19 protein-coding genes are annotated in these 18283 nt (G+C 68.9%); 11 read left to right on the top strand and 8 right to left on the bottom strand.

Features of this window, described 5'->3' with window-relative positions; all coding sequences use genetic code 11:
- Positions 1–18 precede the first annotated feature (18 nt).
- On the bottom strand, positions 19–309 hold the full coding sequence (locus tag IE096_RS30690) for a hypothetical protein (RefSeq protein WP_189457302.1): 291 nt from the start codon (positions 307–309) through the stop codon (positions 19–21).
- A 1103-nt stretch (positions 310–1412) separates the two neighbouring features.
- Between IE096_RS30690 and IE096_RS30685 the strand changes: the two genes are divergently transcribed.
- From IE096_RS30685 to IE096_RS30660, 6 genes are all read left to right on the top strand, one after another.
- Entirely contained in the window at positions 1413–2345 is a 933-nt protein-coding gene (locus IE096_RS30685; RefSeq protein ID WP_189457301.1) for a DUF6615 family protein, read from the top strand.
- Between the two features lie 1219 nt (positions 2346–3564).
- A complete protein-coding gene (locus IE096_RS30680; RefSeq protein WP_189457299.1) occupies positions 3565–4050 on the top strand; it encodes a WapI family immunity protein in 486 nt (161 codons plus the stop codon).
- A 761-nt stretch (positions 4051–4811) separates the two neighbouring features.
- Positions 4812–5102: a helix-turn-helix domain-containing protein gene (locus IE096_RS30675; RefSeq protein WP_189457298.1), complete on the top strand. Its 291-nt coding sequence runs from the start codon at positions 4812–4814 to the stop codon at positions 5100–5102.
- Complete coding sequence (locus IE096_RS30670) at positions 5099–6958, top strand: helix-turn-helix transcriptional regulator (RefSeq protein WP_189457296.1); 1860 nt, start codon at positions 5099–5101, stop codon at positions 6956–6958. The genes IE096_RS30675 and IE096_RS30670 overlap by 4 nt, the downstream gene beginning before the upstream one ends.
- Entirely contained in the window at positions 6958–7530 is a 573-nt protein-coding gene (locus tag IE096_RS30665) for a transcriptional regulator (RefSeq protein ID WP_189457294.1), read from the top strand. The genes IE096_RS30670 and IE096_RS30665 overlap by 1 nt, the downstream gene beginning before the upstream one ends.
- 270 nt (positions 7531–7800) lie before the next feature.
- On the top strand, positions 7801–8718 hold the full coding sequence (locus IE096_RS30660; RefSeq protein ID WP_189457292.1) for an NADP-dependent oxidoreductase: 918 nt from the start codon (positions 7801–7803) through the stop codon (positions 8716–8718).
- Between the two features lie 398 nt (positions 8719–9116).
- Here IE096_RS30660 and IE096_RS30655 read toward each other — a convergent pair whose 3' ends face one another.
- Positions 9117–9662 (bottom strand): hypothetical protein, encoded by a 546-nt coding sequence (locus IE096_RS30655; RefSeq protein ID WP_189457290.1) that lies wholly within the window; start codon positions 9660–9662, stop codon positions 9117–9119.
- A 152-nt stretch (positions 9663–9814) separates the two neighbouring features.
- On the opposite strand from IE096_RS30655, the gene IE096_RS30650 reads away from it, so the two are divergent.
- On the top strand, positions 9815–10114 hold the full coding sequence (locus IE096_RS30650) for a hypothetical protein (protein ID WP_189457289.1): 300 nt from the start codon (positions 9815–9817) through the stop codon (positions 10112–10114).
- Positions 10115–10329: 215 nt separating this feature from the next.
- The gene (locus IE096_RS30645; protein WP_189457287.1) at positions 10330–10500 is read left to right on the top strand and encodes a hypothetical protein; all 171 of its coding nucleotides are present in this window, start codon (positions 10330–10332) and stop codon (positions 10498–10500) included.
- Between the two features lie 127 nt (positions 10501–10627).
- On the opposite strand, the gene IE096_RS30640 is transcribed toward IE096_RS30645, so the two are convergent.
- Both IE096_RS30640 and IE096_RS31715 read right to left on the bottom strand, forming a co-directional pair.
- Positions 10628–11614, bottom strand: a complete 987-nt coding sequence (locus IE096_RS30640; protein ID WP_229820744.1) for a hypothetical protein — start codon at positions 11612–11614, stop codon at positions 10628–10630.
- Positions 11615–12625: 1011 nt separating this feature from the next.
- A complete protein-coding gene (locus IE096_RS31715) occupies positions 12626–12790 on the bottom strand; it encodes a hypothetical protein (protein ID WP_229820742.1) in 165 nt (54 codons plus the stop codon).
- 199 nt (positions 12791–12989) lie between these two features.
- Between IE096_RS31715 and IE096_RS31710 the strand changes: the two genes are divergently transcribed.
- Both IE096_RS31710 and IE096_RS30630 read left to right on the top strand, forming a co-directional pair.
- Positions 12990–13568: a DUF6192 family protein gene (locus IE096_RS31710; RefSeq protein ID WP_308430402.1), complete on the top strand. Its 579-nt coding sequence runs from the start codon at positions 12990–12992 to the stop codon at positions 13566–13568.
- A gap of 2 nt (positions 13569–13570) precedes the next feature.
- Positions 13571–13765, top strand: coding sequence for a hypothetical protein (locus IE096_RS30630; RefSeq protein ID WP_189457286.1), 195 nt, complete (start codon positions 13571–13573; stop codon positions 13763–13765).
- 831 nt (positions 13766–14596) lie between these two features.
- On the opposite strand, the gene IE096_RS30625 is transcribed toward IE096_RS30630, so the two are convergent.
- The gene (locus tag IE096_RS30625) at positions 14597–14839 is read right to left on the bottom strand and encodes a hypothetical protein (RefSeq protein WP_189457284.1); all 243 of its coding nucleotides are present in this window, start codon (positions 14837–14839) and stop codon (positions 14597–14599) included.
- A 134-nt stretch (positions 14840–14973) separates the two neighbouring features.
- Positions 14974–15303, bottom strand: a complete 330-nt coding sequence (locus IE096_RS30620) for a hypothetical protein (RefSeq protein ID WP_189457282.1) — start codon at positions 15301–15303, stop codon at positions 14974–14976.
- 308 nt (positions 15304–15611) lie between these two features.
- Between IE096_RS30620 and IE096_RS30615 the strand changes: the two genes are divergently transcribed.
- Positions 15612–16136, top strand: coding sequence for a hypothetical protein (locus IE096_RS30615; protein WP_189457280.1), 525 nt, complete (start codon positions 15612–15614; stop codon positions 16134–16136).
- 326 nt (positions 16137–16462) lie between these two features.
- On the opposite strand, the gene IE096_RS30610 is transcribed toward IE096_RS30615, so the two are convergent.
- A complete protein-coding gene (locus IE096_RS30610; protein WP_189457278.1) occupies positions 16463–17344 on the bottom strand; it encodes a hypothetical protein in 882 nt (293 codons plus the stop codon).
- A 10-nt stretch (positions 17345–17354) separates the two neighbouring features.
- Entirely contained in the window at positions 17355–17918 is a 564-nt protein-coding gene (locus tag IE096_RS30605; protein ID WP_189457276.1) for a papain-like cysteine protease family protein, read from the bottom strand.
- Positions 17919–18283: the final 365 nt, after the last annotated feature.

Raw genomic sequence — 18283 nt, 5'->3', positions numbered from 1 at the left:
GCCGTTGTCGGGGAGCGTTCAGGTTCCCCATCGGCTCCAGAGGGTTTGCTGCCACTCGTTGGTGTCGGGACCGGGACGGCTTACTGAGGGCAACGGGCCCGAAGTGGTCTCGATCAAGTGCACCAGCGACCACGCGACGCCGTAGCAGTCGTCCGGACCGAAGCAGCCGGCCAGTGCATGCGCCTCCTCCGTCGTGACAGGTGAGGGGATGGCTTCGAGCTGCTTCACTCTCCGCTCGATCTCCTCCTCGCCGGCATTCCGGTCAGGCAGAGGGCCATCAACGACGAACGACTGAACTTCGGGTCCCATCCGCGAATAATCAGCTGCCAAGCACGGCCGCATCAAGCGCGGAGACAACGAGGAGCTGCTCCCCGCGCACGCGGGGATGGTCCCACATCATCCTCCACGAACTCGGGCACATCCTCTGCTCCCCGCGCACGCGGGGATGGCCCCCCGGATCATGGGCCGGTAGGTGACGGGGACTTCTGCTCCCCGCACGCGCCGGGATGGCCTCGGACCGGTGGGCAGGGTGGGTGTCGCAGGTGTCAGCTGTTGCCTCCCAGAGGTCAGCCAGCAGCTTGGGTGCCTGCCATGCCGGGTTGGCTGTGCTGCTGCCTGTCGGCTCTTCAGGGTAAGCAGTGGGTGGATATGTTCTGTATGTCCAGTCGGTGAAAGTGCTTGAGAATGGCTCTGCCTCGCGTAAACCCCCAGGACGCGGAGTCTGCTCCCCGCACGCGCGGGGGTGGTTCCGACCACGAGGACCGGCCCCAAGGGCCGATCGGCTGCTCCCCGCGCACGCGGGGATGAACCCACAGAGGCATGCCTGCCGGGCTTTCCCGGAGGCTGCTTCCCGTGCACGCGGGGATGGACCCGGGATCCTGGCCAGGGGAGAGAAGACGCAGACCTGCTCCCCGCGCACGCGGGGATGGACCTGCAGCCCGCCAGGGACGGCGCCACGCGGCGGACTGCTCCCCGCGCACGCGGGGATGGACCCTCCCGCGTCAGGCCGTCGAGGTCCGCCAGCTGCTGCTCCCCGCGCACGCGGGGATGGACCCGGGGCGGCGATGAGGTTGGGCGCTTCCGCCCACTGCTCCCCGCACGCGCGGGGATGAACCCAAGGTCGTCCACTACAACACCGAGAAGGAAGGCCCGCTCCCCGTGCGTGCGGGGGATGGACCTGTGCGCCGACTCGGCGTGCTCGCCGGCTGCAGCTGCTTCCCCGCTGCGTGGGACGGTTCCGACCGCACAGGCCATTCCTGGTAAACGCTGTTCTCCGTGCGTGGGTATGGTCCCACTCCCTCGTTCTGCCCGTGGCCCCCGCTGTCCAACTCACGCAACGCCCGGTGCTGGTCGCTCCGGCATGAAAGAGTGAGGCTGTGGCGATAGAAAGACTCCGAGACCTGTGTACGGCCATGGACACGGCAGCGATAGACACCTGGGGGCGCATCGAATTCGGGCGTCTTCCCGGGCGCAGGTTCGACGAGGCCTCTGTCACGGACAATTTGCTCTTCACGCTCCAGAACCAAGTGCCTGGACTGCTGACTTACCAGAGCAGCCAGGTGCAAGAGCGGGATTCAGGAGCTGACTGGGAGTGGTGGATCGGAGACGACCAGGCGGGGTGGCTCTGCCTTCGCATCCAGGCCAAGCGCGTCTACGAGGACAACACTTACCGGATGCTGAAGCACCGTGGAGCAGGCGAGGACGCCTTCCAGTACGACACGTTGATCAAGGGCTGTAACCCCGACCAGGCCCGCTACGCGTTTCACGTCTTTTACAACGGCTGGCCTGAGGGCACCTTCGAGGAAGGTACGTACTGGGCGCCCCCGGCTCAGTGGAACGCCTGCCCAGGGCTGAGTTCGTACAAGGACTGCAAGCACGCCGAGCCTCGCCACTACGGCTGCGCCATTATCTCTTCCTCCGACGTCAAGAAGCTCAGCGACAGCGATATCACCGCACCCGCCGCTGGGAGATTTCGTGTGCAGAAGTACCTGTCAGCGGCCGTTCCCTGGTCGTACGCCTTTGGCTTCCCGCCCTGGGACCCCAAGCGAGAGGGGGAGCGCTGGCACCCCAAACTGGACCGCGGTGACTGGGTCGACCGCGTCCACGGCACGCTCGAGGTGCTCACCCGGCGAGGTGGCGCCCGCGGGGCCCGGGACGCCTCAGGGCACCTCGGAGAGATCCCGATCGATCGGGATCAGCGGACCTTCGAGCTTCCGTCGTACGTCGAGGCGATGCGCAGGAGCACCCCGGGACGCTTTGAGCCGGCTTCTGAGGACGAGGCGCCTGCCGCGCCTCAGACGGTGATCGTTGAGCGGAAGCCGAAGCGGGCACGGAAGCGGAAGTAAAAGCGTTGCCGTCTACGACAAAAACTCTCCTGCTGCTCCCCGCACACGTGGGGATGGTCCCGTGGTGAGTCGGCGGGATTCGAACCCGCTCATCTGTTCCCCGCGCGTGCAGGGTGCCGGACTGCTCGCGCGCGCGGGGATGGGGTCCCGTCGGTCTGCGCGGTCGCGACGACGAACAGTCCTGCTCCCTGCATACGCAGGGATGGTCCCGAAGCCCGCGGTGAGGCGTGGCTGCTGGTCTACTGCTCCCCGCGCGTGCGGGGATGGACCCGCGCAGCTCCGCGCGGTGGCGTTGCACCATGTCTGCTCCCCGCGCGTGCGGGGATGGACCCCGCTCCTATGACGTCGGCGTTCTGGCCCATGAGCTGCTCCCCGCGCACGCGGGGATGAACCCTTGCGCAGGACCAGCAGCGCGGCGAGCAGGCCGCTGCTCCCCGCACGCGCGGGATGGGCCCCATGCGGCTTACCCTGGCCGGTCTGGACGGCGCTGCTGCCCGTTCGTGCGGGGATGGACCCATGTGGCGCGTCGGCTGGAGCACCGTACTCGCCTGCTCCCCGCGCGTGCGGGGATGGACCCGCCCTTCGGGCCAGCTTCCGTGAGCATGTGCACTGCTCCCCGTTCGTGCGGGGATGGACCCCGACGGAAGGCCGGCCGGCGGAGCGGTGCCCGCTGCTCCCCGCGCACGCGGGGATGGACCACCCCGAGCTATCGACGGCCGTACGGCCGGTCGCTGCTCCCCGCGCGTGCGGGGATGGATCCACCTGGTCCAGGGCGGGCTTGAGTTTGCCCTGCTGCTCCCCGCGCCACGCGGGGATGGTCCCGGGCAGGAGATCACCGGCCGCCTCCTCCGGCGCTGCTCCCCGCGGGTGGGGATGGACCCGGCACCGAGTACGAGTTGAAGTTCCCGAGCTGCTGCTCCCCGCCCGCGCGAGGATGAACCCGCCCTCGTTGTATGGGGCTTCACGGACTTTGTCTGCTCCCCGCGCATGCGGGGATGGTCCCAGAGGCGACCTGTACGCCATCGTCACCGCCGTCTGCTCCCCGTGCTCGTGGGGATGGGCCCTGGGATCCGCGCGACGGTGAGGTGGATCTCCGCTGGTCCCCGCGCGCGGGGGTGTCCCCGTTCTCGCGTCGCGGAGCCCGCTCTACCCGCTGTTTTCCGCGCGATGCGGGCTGGGAGGCGCGGTCCGTCCTGCTGGCGCGTGGCATCCTGGCCCGGTGTTCCTGAACGATCTGTCTAGCAGTGTCGGCCTTCGCCCGGTTCGTTATCAGTTTGCCTGTGTCCGGGGTGACTCGTACGACGACAACTGGCTGGTCGTTGATGGCGCGGTGATGACTCCTGAGGGCGGCTGGTCTTTCGCCGAGCCGTGTCTGCTCACTGATGAGGCCCGTCAGGTGTCCGGGTGGCTGCGCGCGGTGGCGGCGGGGACGGTGGCCGTCACCGAGCCCGATGCCGATGGTGAGCTGTCGCCGGGCATGTCGTTCATCGAGCCGGTCGTGGCTTTCAGCCTCGTCGGCCGGAGCGAGGGTGGGACGGCGGTGATTCGCGTTCATCTGTCCTTGGAGGCGGCTCCCCCGTGGCGCCAGGGTGACGACGGGGCCGACGTCTGCCAGTACGCCGTGGAGGTCAGGATGGACGCCGCGGCGCTGCTTCACGCGGCTGACCAGTGGGACCTCTCTCTGGCTCCCTTCCCGTCCCGCTGATCACCACGAACGGCGGCGACGGACCCACGTGCAGGTCCCCGGCCCAGGTCCCTGGCCTCCTGCTCCCCGCGCACGCGGGGATGGACCCCCCCTCCACGAGCACCCCGGCGCGGGGTGCCCCTGCTCCCCGCGCACGCGGGGATGACCCCGAGGTGGCGTTCCAGATGGGCCAGACAATCAAGCTGTTCCCCGTGGGCGTGGGGATGGTCCCGGCGCGTTCTGAACTGATCTTCGAAGCGGCTCCTGTTCCCTGTCCATGCGGGGATGGTCCTTTGCCCAGGGAGAGCGGGACGCCGCCGATCTGTTCCCTGCGTGTGCGGGGCTGGGCCCTGGTCCAGCTCCGCCTTGACCGGGCTGGCTGATCAGCGAGTTAGTGGTTTTTGGGTGGGGTGGGGTTGGTGTTGTGCGCGTGTGGTGCCCCGTCATGCCCGCGGCGCTCTGCTGCCGTCAGTGCCGGTCCGGCTGCGCCGGGCTCTGTGGCGCCAGGTGGTGGGTCTGGTGTGTCCGGGGTGTGTGGCTGACCGGGTGGAGTGGGATGCGCGCCAGCCGGAGCGGCGGTGCGGGATGTGCGGCGTGCCGGCTGGTGCGTGGGCGGTTCCCGGACCGCTGCCGTCGGGCCGGGCCGGGCCGGGGCGGGTTAGGGGGCGGGGGCAGGGCTTTGTGTCTCCCTGGTCCGGGAGTCAGGGGCAAGGCGCATCCTTGAGCACTAATACCTACGCTCGATGCGTTTTTTGCATCATGTTCGGGCTATGATTGGTGCTATGGGTTTGGGTTTGGAGGAGTCACTCCGGTTGTCGGTGGCGGCGTTGATGCAGGCGACGGGGGAGTCGCAGCGGGTGCTGGCTGCGGTGCTGGGTTTGACGCAGACGCAGATCTCGCGCCGGCAGACCGGCGCCACTTCGTGGACCTTGCGCGACGTCGACGTCCTGGCCGGGCACTACGAGATCGCCGCGCTGGACCTGCTGGCGGGCCCGACCCGGGCCTGCGAGACACTGCCCGCCGCCCGGCACCGCACCGCCCACGCCGCTGCCGGGAAGGGGGTGGCCCGGTGAGTGACTTCGATGCGATCGACTCGCTGCTTGCCGCCGTCGGCCCGGAAGCCGGGCTTCCCGCCCCCGGGGTCCGCCGGGAGTTGCGGGAACAAGCCCGGTTGTCGAAGGCGCAGGTGGCGAGGGCGCTCGGGGTGAGCCCGTCCACGGTCGCCGCCTGGGAGAAGGACAGGGACCCGGTCGGCGAGACCCGCACTAAATACGCCTACCTGCTGGACGGTCTTGCTGCGAAGTTCGCCGGTGGGGCCGAAGCCGGGGGAATCGCACCGCCGGCCGTTTCTCGGCCGGGGGCGGCGGGACCCGCGGCCGGGTCGCCCGGACCGCCGCCCCCCCTGCCCGCCGCCGTTCTCGTCACCGGCGCTGTCGCGGTGACACCGTTCGCTGCCGAAGGGGCCACGGTTCAAGCCCCAGCTGCGGAGGACGCTCCTGTGCCTGTTGCCGGGCCGGCCGTGGCTCAGGCCCCTGCCACAACCGACGTTGCTCCGGCCTCGCCGGCGCCCGACGAGGGCGGTGAGGGTGATGAGGTGGAGGTCCTCTCCGCGCCCGAGCCGTGTGTGCTGTGCGGGCGTCCGGCCGGGACCCGGGTGGCGGGGTTCGCCCAGCATCTCGATCCGGCCGACTGCCAGCCCGCCGTCACCGCGCCTGTAGCTGTGCCCGCCGTCACCGCGCCCGCTGCTGCCGCGCCTGCTGCGCCGCCCGCCGTCACCGCGCCCGCTGTGCCGCCCGCGGTAGCTGCGCCCGCTGCCACGCCGCAGCCCGCCATGGCGCCCGTACAGCCAGGCACCGTTCCGGCTGGCAAGCCGGCGGTGACGGCGCGCACGTCGCGTACGACGCCGCGTCCTTCCGGGCGTTCCCAGGGGCCGGCTCGTCGTGCGTTCCAGGAGCCGTCCGGCCCCGGGGACCTGATCGGCCAGGCGGTGAAGGCCGCGCTCGCCGAGCATCACGGTGACGTCGAAACAGCCACAGCCGCGTTGCTCAAGCGGGCGATCCCGGACGCGATGCGCCTGCTGGACGAGACCCGCAAGGGCGCGCGCTACGACGTGATCGCCCACCCCTGGATCCCCGACATCCTCAGGAAGCAGACGTCCCGCGGTGCGGACCAGATCTGGGAGGCCCGCCCCAAATGGACCCGGCACGAGCTCCCTCCCGGTCGTCATGAGGTGACCGCTCTCGACATCAACGGCGCCTACCTCTCCGCGCTCAAGACCCACCTCCCCCTCGGCCAGCTCGAGCACTCCATCGGCCTCCCTCACGACCGCCGTCGTGCCGGTGTCCACCTGATCACCCCGCCCGTATGGGAGCACGAGGATGTGCTGCCGAACCCGATCGGCCAGCGGGACGAGCCTGGCCCCCTGTGGGTGACTGAGCCGACGCTGCGCCTCCTGCTGCGCCTGTCCGGCCCGAAGTACGGGCTGTGTGCGCCCCCGGTGATCCACGAGTCCTACACCTCCGGTGCCACCGAGAACCTGCTGGAGAAGTTCCGCATCGCCCTCAAGGACGCCCGCGACACCGCGATCGAGCAAGGCGACGAGGTCACCCTGGAGTACGTGAAGGCGATGTACAGCAAGTTCGTGTCGACGATGGGGGAGTCGAATTACAACCGTGAGCTGTATCGTCCGGACTGGATGCACATCATCCGCTCCCAGGCGTTCTCGAACCTGTGGCTCAAAGCACTGAAGGCCCACGACGAGGGACTGACGGTCGTCCGTGCGATGGGCACCGACGAGCTCCATGTCATCGGTGACTGGCGCAGTGTCTTCCCCGAAGGACGGGGCGTTACCGAGGTGAAGGTCAAGGACACGTACACCGCCGGAACGGATGCCACCGAGTACGTGGAGACGGAAGGGGAGGGGGAGTAGTGCCGGAGAAGAACCTCGATTTCGGGAAGTTCGGTGCCCGGGGCATCAAGGGCAGCGACGCGGTGGCGCGCAAGCTCGACGAGCTCGCGGGCGGCATCGCTACCCCGGTGACGGTCAAGCGTGGCTGGATAGCGCGTCTGCACTACCTCACCCGCACCGGGCATGCGCGTGCGGCCGCGCAGGAGGCCGGGCTGACGGTCACCGACCGGACGCTCAAGGCGTGGCTGGAGGGCAAACGGAGCCCGTCGAAGGTGAACCTGGCCCGGATCGAGGCCGCCTACCGGGCGGTGCGCAGGCAGAACGTCGCCCGCCACCTCCTCAAGCGCTTGAACCGTGAGGGTCGCGGGACCCGGGTGGAGATCCATCCCCTGGACCAGTCGCAGGTGCCGCGGCCGTTGCAGCGGGTGGTGGAGTACCGGACGCTGAACGTGCGCCGCTGGGACAGGATCGTCGGCTCCTGGGCGGTTGGCGACTACCAGGGTCTCGATGCTGCCTGGGATGACACGATCGTGGACCTGGGCTCGCAGTGGGGCCAGTACGAGTACGTCACCAACGTCGGCTTCGCCGCGTAGAAGAGCCTGTTGGGTCTTACGGCTGATGCCGTAATCGCACGAGCCGTGTCGTACCGAGGTCGTATACGACATCGCCGTGAGACTAGTGCGTGGTGGGTGTTGCTGCCTTGGGTGTGTGGTGTTTGTCGAGTTCTGGTGGGGCTCGATGTGTTTCAGTGGTCTATCCGTCTGTGGTGACGGATCTTGTTGCCGTTCCTCTCTGGTAGTCAGCCCGTTCCATGGCTTGGGCGGTGCGCAGAGCCGGTGAGTACGAGATATACGGAGGTACCGGTGAAGGCAATTGTCGCGATGGATCCGGCCGCGGAAGCAGGTGGGATTACACTCGCGGAGCGGCCTGAGCCGACGCCGGCGATCAACGATGTCGTCGTTGAAGTCCATGCGTCGGGCTTCGTTCCCGCGGAGTGGGAGTGGCCCTCGACGTGGGTCGATCGCGCCGGTCGCGATCGGGCCCAGGCGATCATTGGCCACGAGTTCGCCGGCGTGGTCGCCTCTCTCGGTTATGGCACGACGGGGCTCTCGCTGGGACAGCGGGTGTTCGGGATCACGGACTGGCACCGCGATGGAACCCTGGCGGAGTATGCGGCCGTGGAGGCACGCAATCTGGCGCCGCTGCCGGGGAACGTCGATTTTACGGTGGGTGCGAGCCTGCCGATCTCGGGCCTGACCGCGTGGCAAGGCCTGTTCCGGCACGGTCGTCTTCAGGCGGGGCAGAGCGTCCTCGCACACGGCGCCGCTGGCGCGGTCGGGTCTGTGGTTACGCAGCTCGCCCGGGAGTTCGGGGCCTACGTCATCGGTACCGGGCGGGCAGCGGACCGCCGGGCGGCGCTCGACTTCGGCGCGAATGAGTTTCTCGACCTCGCCACCGAGGATCTCGACGACATCGGCGGGGTTGACGTGGTCTTCGATGTCATCGGCGCTGACATCCAAAGGCGCTCGGCGAGAATCATTCGGCCTGGCGGGACGCTGGTGTCGGTGGTCGGGCCTGTTGAGGCTCGCCCTGCCGACGGCCTGGCGGTCGACTTCGTCGTCGAGTCCGTTCCGAGTCAGCTGGTGGAGATCGTCGACCGGGTGCGGGACGGGCGCCTTCGCACGCACATCGGAACCGTCGCGACCCTCGAAGGCGCCGTCCCTGCGCTTAACCCGGCTGAGCGGCGCAAGGGCAAGACCGTCATTCGCGTGCGCCCCTGAGCGCCCTGGAACGGGCCAACAGAGGTGGTGGGCCGGACGAACGCTGGCCTGCCCGGTGTCGGACGAGAAAATGCCGCGGACTTGAGACTGATCATGGTGACACGGCCGTGAGACAACCAAGAAAGCCCAGGTCGCAAAAGAGATCGACATGCGGGACGCGGGGAGACTTTACAGAGTCCTGGAAGGGCCCGGATCCAATTTGGATCCGGGCCCGGGGAGGCCGGCCTCACGGTGTTCGGCGAGGGCATCCGCGAGCAGGGCTGCGGTGCGCATGTTCTTGGCCCAGGTCCCGGCGGGGCCTGCGGCTGTGCGAGCCGGAGTCCTGGAGGTGTGCTCACCGTGTCCCGGGGGCTGGCCTGCCGGCGGCGGCGTGCTCGGGCGTTGCCGCGGTCGCAGCCTCACAGGGGGGCTGGCTGTGGCACTTCGAGGGGGTCGGTGTCCTTGCGTGCTGCTGTCTTCAGATGCGGCGGGAGATGTTCCAGAGCCTCCATGTCGTCGCACAGGCGTGCGTGGGGCCCCAGGGAGGCATGCCTGGGCCCGCAGCTGCTGGAGGTTCTCCTCGGAATCTTGGACAGCTTCGGCATGGAATTGCCTGATGAAATACTGCCGCTTGCTGAGGTGGTCTCCGTTTTGCGGCGCGGGTCCGCCGGGCAGCCCGGCCGGGTAGGCCGGTCGTCGTCTTGGGGGCCGGCTGCACGGCTCAGCTGCTGATGGCACTGCAGGTACCGGTGCGGCGTCTCGGTGCTGGCGCCGGTGTGTTCCAGGTACGCGGCGACCAGCAGCGAAGTGGAGTCGAGTGTGTCGGCCGCGTCTGTAGCCCGGTAGAGGGTCATCCGCTCCCAGGAGCGGACGCGGTCGGGTTCCATGTAACGCAGTACTTCCTGGCAGTTCGAGACCGCTTCGGCCACGAGATGCTGGACTGCGTGGCGCAGCGATTCAGGCATGGATGCGTTCCATGACCGCACGCTGGAGCGATCGCCTGGCGAATCCGGCGAGACGAGCCGCGCACTCCGCCATATTGATCAGTACGGGCGCGGGCATACAGGCGGCGGCTGCCCCGGATCACGCGTTCGTGGCCAGAAGGGAGCACGTGCCCGTGATGGACCCGAGAGGTGGGGACTACCGGTTGCAGGCGCGCTACTTCGCTCCCCCTCGCGGTGCTGACGGCGAGGCCCTCACCGGGCGGCAGACGGAACCGGCACGGGCGGTGCTCGAGGCCGTGCTCCTGGCGGGCCTGCCGCCGTACAACTCCGAAGCGGCAGCGGACGGCGAGGAGACCGGGGTCGCCCTTGCCCCGGTACCGGGCAACAGCCGTGCGCTACGGGTGGTGTGGCAGCAGGACGCGGCCGCCACCCACCTGCCCACCAACCTGCGCCACGCGTGCGAGCTCGCTTAAGGCTCTCGACCACACGCCGACCAGAGAAAATCGCATGCCATGGTCCCGGCGCACGCTGCTCCGCTCACAGGACGGCCCCCGCCCGACGCCGCGTCGCGGCTTTGGGGCTGGGTGCCGGGGTGGGGGCCTGGCACGGGGCGTGAGAGGTCCTCGCCGGTGACGCGGTCTGAGAACTCTGGATCAGATCAGCCCTGGTTGTGGCGTCGGCGGATGACATGGCCGGTGAGAGCCTGCTGACCGGACACCGCTGCGCCGCCACGCCCCGCCGTATACAGCGAGGCGCCCGCCCGCCGGAACCCCGGGTGCCGGCCCGTCGCCGGCCCCGTACCACCAGCAGGCCCCGGCCGCTCTCCGCGAAGGAGAACAGCCAGGGCCTGCTGCTGTGAGTCCCGGATCGCTCCTGCTGCGCACTTCCCGTTGGCCCTGTGGTGCTCACATCGTGGGGCTGTGCCATCCCGGGGGCACTCGGTCACTCACACGGGATCGAGCAGCCGGGCCCGTGCACGTGTCATGTCATGCGGCGGGCTTGTGCAGCCAGTCTGCTTCGGTGGTCCAGAACATCTGGCGCGCTCCGAGGTAGTCGTGGGCGAAGTCCGTGAACCGTGTCCGGGTGTAGGGCTTGCCGGTCTGGGGGTCCTTGGCGTTGATGTCGGGTTCCTGGACGGCCATCGCGACGAGGGGGAGGGTGTCCTTGTATGCGTGGAGGAACTTGTAGGAGTTTTCCATCTGGTACTTGCGGTCCGGCAGGGTGTCCGGTCCTCCGATGCCGATCTTCTTGTCCCGGGCGAGGTCGAACATCTCCTTCATGCGCTGGTGGTCGTCGTCATCGGGCAGGAAGTTGATGTACTGGATGAACTGTGTCTTGGTGAAGACTTTCCTGCCGTAGCGCATGTTGTCGATCTCGGCGTCGATGTAGGACTTCGAGGTGTACTTGGTCCGGTCGTTCTTGGTGTCCACCTCAACCGCGGTCTCGGGGAGGTTCACCCCGGCGAGCTTGCCGTCGAACTTCTTGGCCATCGCCTTGAGCATGGCCTGGAAGTCCGCTCGCACCTCGTTGTTCCACTGCGCGGCCATGGCCCCGTGGGTGGTGGGGTTGTCAGGGTTCTCATCGATCGTCGGCGCGATGCCGCCCGCGTCCTTCACGTACTGGGGAAGGTTGGCGTCCTTCATGGCTACGTCGAAGAACCGGTCCTGGACCTGGACGAACAGTTTCTTGTGGCGTTCCTGGAGATACTTCAGGGCATTGTCCAGCCGTGACCACGTGTACTCGCCCTTCTGCTTCTCGAGGGCCTTCCAGGGCACTACCACCTGTACGCCGCCGATGTCCGTACGGTCGATCATGGCTTTGACCTTCGGGTCCTCGCCGGATGTGGCGTCCTCGAACGCGCCGAGCGACATGTACAGGTTGTCCGTCACCTTGCCGTGGGACACGGGGGCGGTGGCGGTCTTGCCGGGGGCGGGGGCCGCGGCGGCCACCCCGACGGTGGCCGTCAGGGCCATGGCCGTGAGGACAACAGATCCGGCTGCACCACGTTGCGTCATCATGAACGAGACGCTAAGGGAACGATCTCAGTGAAAAATAAGAGCGTCCATCAAGGGATGCGGGCACCTTCCGGGCTTTACGGCTGGGCAGGCCGGGGAGCGGCTTCGTCGCCGTGCGGTGAGGCGGTGGCTGAGGCGTGCGGGGTATGTGTGACGGCTGGCCCAGGGGCCTGCCGAGAGGAGGTTCGCACCAGTGTGCGCGTACCGGCGCATACGCGAGCTGCCACAGGACGCTCTCGCCCCTGATGCCCGGTGCGCCTTCCCCCCCCGTGGAATTCCGCTCCCCGTCCTGTGCGGTTTTCTGCGCACCAGCCCGATACACATGGACGGTGGTGTACCGGCCGCTGTCGTGGCTGCCCCGCCGGCCGGCGCCGCCAGACCGGCGGCCGCGCCGGACGCTCAGGCTTTCAGTATGTGTTGGAGAACTCGTGGTCGGCGGGCTGATGGTGGTGGATGCTGTTGGTCGTGGTGTCGGGCGGGGCTGGGGCGTGGTATTGCCGGGAGTGCTCTGATCCGCTGCTGTCGGGGATGGCGCAGTCGGCGTTGTTCTGTTCGTCGAGGTGCAGGTCGCGGCGGTGGTGGAGGTTGCGGCGTGCTGGTGGGCGGGTGATCGCGTTGAAGCTGGGTGAGCAGAGTGCCCGGTGTGCGGGCGGTGCTGGACGGTGGGGGTGGAGCGGGGCCGGTCGGCGGTCTACTGTTCGCCGCGGTGCCGGGTGCGGGCCTGTCGTGCGCGGGCGGCGTCGCGGAAGAGCGTTGCGGAGACGCCGTAGGCGAACGCCGCGGCGGCCGCGTGCGTCTCGTCCGTTTTGCATGTGGTTTGTGGGCGCCCGTGGGGTGGTTCGAGCGCGGGTGTTGCACTTCTGGCTCACGGTGGCGCGCGGGGTTCACTCTGGCCGGGAACCGGTGCCGGGTAATCCGATTTACCCACCTCGGCCGGTGGTGGGCCCGGTGTCCGGGGCGAGGTGGTGATCACTCGTGGCGGAGCGGGTCGGGAACGTGACGGTGGAGCGTTTCGAGGAGCTCGTCGCGAAGGCGAAGGATCTGGTCAGGCAGGTCGCCCGGGCCCAGTTCGATCTGGGCGACATCGCGCTGGAGATCGAGCCGGTGCGGCCGGTGGGCGGGGCGATGCCCCACGGCATCGATGACCTGTTTACCATCGTGGAGTCGCTGGGCTGGTTCGCGGACGAAGTCGGGGTAGCTTTGGGGACGGTGGAGGACTGGCGTTACACCGCCAACCGGTGGCCGGCCGGTAAACGCCGCGAGGACGTCTCCTTCGCCGTCCGCCGCGTCCTGGCCACGATCCCGGACGACGCCGGGCGCGGCGAAGCGGCTGGTGGGGCAGCGGGTGGACCGTCCGGTGACGGTGGAGGAGAAGGTCGCCGCCGTCAGCGACCTGACCCGGGACGAGGAGGTCGCCGCGCTGGTGGCCACCGACCTGCTACGACGCCCCACCGTGGCCCAGCAGGTCGCCCCGGAGCAGAAGCTGCGGGCGGTCGCCGAACTCACCCGCGACGAGACGGTCGCCCAGGAGGTGACCCGGGATCTGCTGCGGCGGCCGTCGGTGGCCCGGGAGGCGATGCGCGACGACACCGCGCGGATGGTCGTCAACCGCGCCTGGTTCGGCAACTCTGAAGCCGCCCGCGAACGCGTCCGCGACCGCATCCCTGCCGTCCGTAAGATCGAGCACACCGTCGAGTACCTGGACCTGGTCGGCTCCTGCCACCAGTTCGTCGCCACCCTCGGCCGGCTCGTGCCCAGGCTGCGCGGGCAGGAGTTCAGCGACGACGAGCGTGAGCACGTTCGCCGCGGCGTCACCAAGGTCCGCACCGCGGCCGGCTGGTTGGAGGCCGCGATGGGCCGGGGGGACTTCATCCTGGACGGGCAGCTGGTCCAGCTCCTCAGGGGCGGGTGACCATGGCCGGCGAGCCGCGGCCTGTCGCCGAGCGCTGCGGCGACCTGGTCCGGGCGGCGTTGCTGGAGGCCCGTCCCGCCGGCCTGCGCACCAGCCGGCTCGTCGCCGCCACAAGGCTGACGCCGTCGAAGGTCGCCCGCGGCATCGGGCACCTGCGCGACATCGGCGCCGCCGAGCACCTGACCCCGAGCACCTGACCCGAGCATCTGGCGCCGAGCACCTGACCCCGGTCATCTGGTGCCGCCGGGACGGCTGCATGTTCTCGGATGAGCCGGCGGACTGGACCGGGTACGAGTAGAAGCAGTTCCGGATCGTCTTCGGCCGGCTGACCCGGGTGATCACGGGGACGCTCGGCCCGCGCCTGGCCCGCCACCCCGGGGACGAGTGGGCCGACCTCGCCGTCGCCCAGCTCGCCGGGGTCCGCGCGACCCTGGACCAGCTCGCCAAAGCCTGGGCAGCCCGGCATGCCCGCACCCTCCTGCCGTCGTCGCTCCCCCTCCGGGACCACCGTCGCGGAGTGGGCGCTGATCGGGCCGCTTCTACCGGTGGGGGCATGCCGGACCAAGACCGGCGGCCGGCCGGAGAAGTGGCATCGTCACGACGTCGTTGACGCGATCAGGAATCTGGTCGGCAACGGGGCGAAATAGCGTGCTTTGCCCTCCGGCTTCCCGCCATGGTCCACGGTCTGCTACGCGTTCCGCAGGTGGGTCGACCTGCCGCCCTTCGGCTCGCAGTCCGCACGGGTGTCGTGGCCTGCATCCGGGACCAGCTCCGCCGCCGGATCCGTACCGGCGGCGGACGCTGCGCCTGCCCCGTCATCCTGATCGTCGGCTCCCGGTCGGTGAAGGCCGCCGAGGAAGGCTGCCGAGATGGTCGGCAGGGCGATGCGCGGCTACGGCGCGGGAAAGAAAATCAACGGGAGGAAGGGGACACATCGCGGTCGACACCCACGGCCTGCCGGTGATGGTCCTGGTGACGCCCGCGGACATGAGCGCGACCGCGACGCCGGCCGCGGACTGCTCTGGCGCTTACGACTGGCCCGTCCCCGGCTCGTCCAGGTCTTCGCCGGCCGCGCCTTCGCCGGCCGGCTCGTCGGCTGGGCCGAGGACTTCCTCGACCTGCGCCTTCGTGCCGTCTTCCGGCCCGGGAACGCGAAGGGCTTCGTCGTCATCCCTCGCTGCTGGAAGGCCGGGCGCATGCTGGGATGGCTGATGAAAGCCCGCCGAAATGTCCGGGGCTATGAGTGTTTGCTCGAATGTGCGGAGGTTCATCTGGCCTGGTCCTTGATCACCCTCATGGCACGGCGCCTGGCACGCGGCGACAGGCCGCGGACCGGCCACTGGGGCAGGATGCAGCATGCGAGCGGGTGACCTGTGCCGCTGTTTCTGGTGCAGGCGTGCCGGGATCACTGCCCGAATCTGGCACTTCCGGCACTTTGTAGTTGGGTCTGAACGCTCGGTCCCACGGTCGCGACTGGGGTGCTGCAGTGGGAATCGCTGTAGACCACTGCCGTGGTGTCGGTGTTGTTCCGGACGGCCGTGGCAGTGCCGTTGAAGGAGTAGCACACGCTGTTGGCGGGATCGCTGATCGTCTGCCATGAGGTGGTGTAGTAGGCGAAGGTGCCCGACGCTGCCTGGGCCGCGGGGGAGAAGCCGAAGAGCAGCGCAACCGCGCCCGCGCTCAACGCAGCGATGACAGGGGATCTGCGGACAGCGGTTCCGGTCTTCCAGGACATAACGCCTCCTGTGCGTCGAACCGTGTGCTCAGGACAGCAGGAAGCGTCAACGTCATGTACTGGTGTCCGTGTAATTCACCTGTCTGGGTTAAGGCGTGTCCGGCGGGTCGTGCAGCGTGCTCCGAGATCTCGGGGACTGCCAAGCCCGGTGGGGTGCTCGGTGTGTTTTGTGCGCTCCGGGTGGCGCCTGTGCGCCCCTGTACGGGCATATCGATGGGGGCCGGGCGGGCCGACCATGGCCGGTATTCGACGGGGCCATCGCACCCCGCACCGGACGGAAGAGGTCTGCCATGCGCACGCTGAAGACCATGAGAACCGCACGTGCCTCAGCGGCGGCGCTGTTGCTCGCCGTTGCCTTCCCGCTGGCGGGGCCGGCGACCACCGCGCACGCCGTCACCGTCGACGTCCTGTGCAAGGGCACAGAAGACGGGACCTACACCCCCGGCCTGACACTGAAGCCCCAGCTCGTGCACTTCCACGGGGAACAGCAGATGAGCTGCACGTCCACCGACCCCACACTGACCAGCAGGACAGAGATATTCGAGGGTGACTTCGTCATGTCCTGCCTGACGCCGCTCTTCACCGGTCCCGTCACCCTGATGTTCCACTGGAACAACGGCCGGACCAGCACGGCCGACGGAAAGTACGTCGCGGACTCGACCGGCGGCAACGTGCTCAGCGTCTTCCGAGGCAGAGTGACGGCCGGTGAGTTCCTGGGAGACGCCGTCGAGACCATCCTCGACGACACCCAGCGGAACATGCAGCAGTGCCTCCGGCCCGAAGGACTGACCCACGAGACCGGTCCCTACAGCGTGTCGTTCCAGAGGCCGTAGCCACAAGCCCGGACGTTGCGTCGCGAAAACGAGCGCAACGTCCGGGACCCATCGGACAGGCCCTGACGATGTGCGGATGTGCCAAGCCGGATGTGCCAAGCCGGGGGCGGCAGACAGTACGGCGGCCGGCCGGCCCCACCCCACGCCACGGGACCTGGGAACCCAGCACGGTGAACCCCTCGACCAAGGGTTCTCCGATACGCTCTCGGCTCCCCGTCTCCCCTCTGCGAGGGTCGGCCTGTTGTGGGGGCGTGGTCCAGGACAGGGCTTCGCCCCGCCCTCGGCTGGCTGCCGCGGGCGGGGCGAGGGGGCGTACGGGGTCGGGATCAGGCGGTGCTTGCGCGCCGGCGCCGGCGGAGCGCGAGGGCCCCGCCCGCGAGGGCGAGTGCCGCGCCGGAACCGCCGGCGATCAGCGGGGTGGGGGACGAGGAGTCGTCCGCCTTGTGCTGGGGGCTGTAGCCGCTGGAGTAGCCCTTGGTGTCGTACTCCGAGCCGGGCAGCTTGTCGGCGTAGCGGGCCTTGACCAGCTTCTGGTAGTCGCTGAGCGACACCGACGCCTGGCCGCCCAGTCCTTGCCGGGCCTGGTCGTTGAGCGGCTCGACGGTGTTGAGCCTGAGTTGGTACCAGCCGCGGATTTGCGGCTCGGTGAAGACCAGCGTTCCCACGGTGGCCTTGCCGGCGTACGTGGCGTCGCTGTCGCCGTCGCGCACGGCCGCCAGATGCCAGCCGCCGCCCTGGGTGGGGGCGAGCACGACGGTGGCGTTGCGATCGTTGACGGTGGCGCTCAGCGAGGAGACCAAGTACGTCAGCTTGACTGCCTCGGCGGGCAGTGGCTGGGCGGTGCCCGCGACAAACCCCGGGGTGATCTCGTTCAGTGCCACCGGGTCCTTGATCGTGAAGGCCGGGAGGCCCTGGCACGGCTCGGCGGTTTCGGGGATCGTCTGCACCGGTCCGCCGGCGCCGCCGGTGGGCACCGGAGTGTTCAGGAAGCGGCAGACGGCGTTGCGGACGGCCGTGGACTTCACCGCGTCGAGGGCGGCCTGATAGCCGGGGATGTCGGCCGGGAGCGGGTCCTTGGCCGGGGCCGCGTGGGCCGGGCCGAGGACGGACAGCAGTGCGGATGCGCTCAGTGCGATGACGATGGAGCAGCGGGAGAAGCGAGAGCCCGCCTGCTTGCCGGACGTTCTGGTACAGCTGGTCACGCGCATGTCGCCTGCCTTAGCGGGAGATGCCGACGCGGGAATGGGTCCACTTGAACGAGCTGTTGCTCACGTAGTCGTTGTAGTTCCACCACGTGTACGTGGCCGTGTCCGGCCACGGGTCGCCCACGGCGATCGTGTTGTTCGACGTGTCGAAGCCGTAGACCACGTTCATGTGGCCACCACCGGACGTCCACCCGATGCGGGCACCGATCGGCCGGGCCGCCTTGACGTCGGTGTACACCTGGTTGAACGTGGCCGCGCTGTTGAGACCCGAGCCGGGGCGGGTCATGCCGAGGCTGCTCCAGGCCCTGGCCATGTCGTCGAGCGTGGCGGGCTGGTTGTCGCAGCCGTAGTAGGGCTGAGCCCGGTTGCAGAAGTCCGTCTGCGTGGAGCCGAAGCCCTGGAACTTGGCGATGGTCAGCCCGGAGGCAACCCAGCACCACTGGGTCTTCTCCTGCTTGTACATGCCGATGTTGTCGTAACCCGCTTCCGCGTGAGCCGTGCCTCCCGCGGCCGCAAGCAATCCCGAGGCGGCCAGCACGATGGCCGATGCCGCGGTTCCGTACCTGAATCTGCCCATGTTCCTGCCTTCCCCTGATGGGTGCGACGAGACGAGCGGGGCGATCTGGCACGGATATGACAGCGCACTATGTTGATGTCATACAGGGCCTTGCGGCAATTTAACCCCTATTGATTATTTGTCGGTTAATCACATGGCTCGGGCGGTGGCCCCGTCGGGGAGAGATGTTCGATCAGCTGGGCGGTGGAACTGATCCGGGTTTGCCGACACCCTCTCAGGGAGGAGGGGACGCCGTCCCCGATGCGGCGGGCGGCCTCGGTGAGCCGGGCGACGATCGCCGAGCGGTACAGGCTGCCGCCCCTGACCGCATGATCTCCAGGCGCCCGGACGAGGACACATCGGCCGCACCGGCCGCTCCGGCCGCT

Source organism: Streptomyces abikoensis, assembly GCF_014648775.1.
In the GTDB taxonomy this organism is placed as follows: Bacteria; Actinomycetota; Actinomycetes; order Streptomycetales; family Streptomycetaceae; genus Streptomyces; species Streptomyces abikoensis.
Note: the sequence above shows the minus strand (reverse complement) of the source record. Positions and strands in the feature narration are given on the sequence as shown.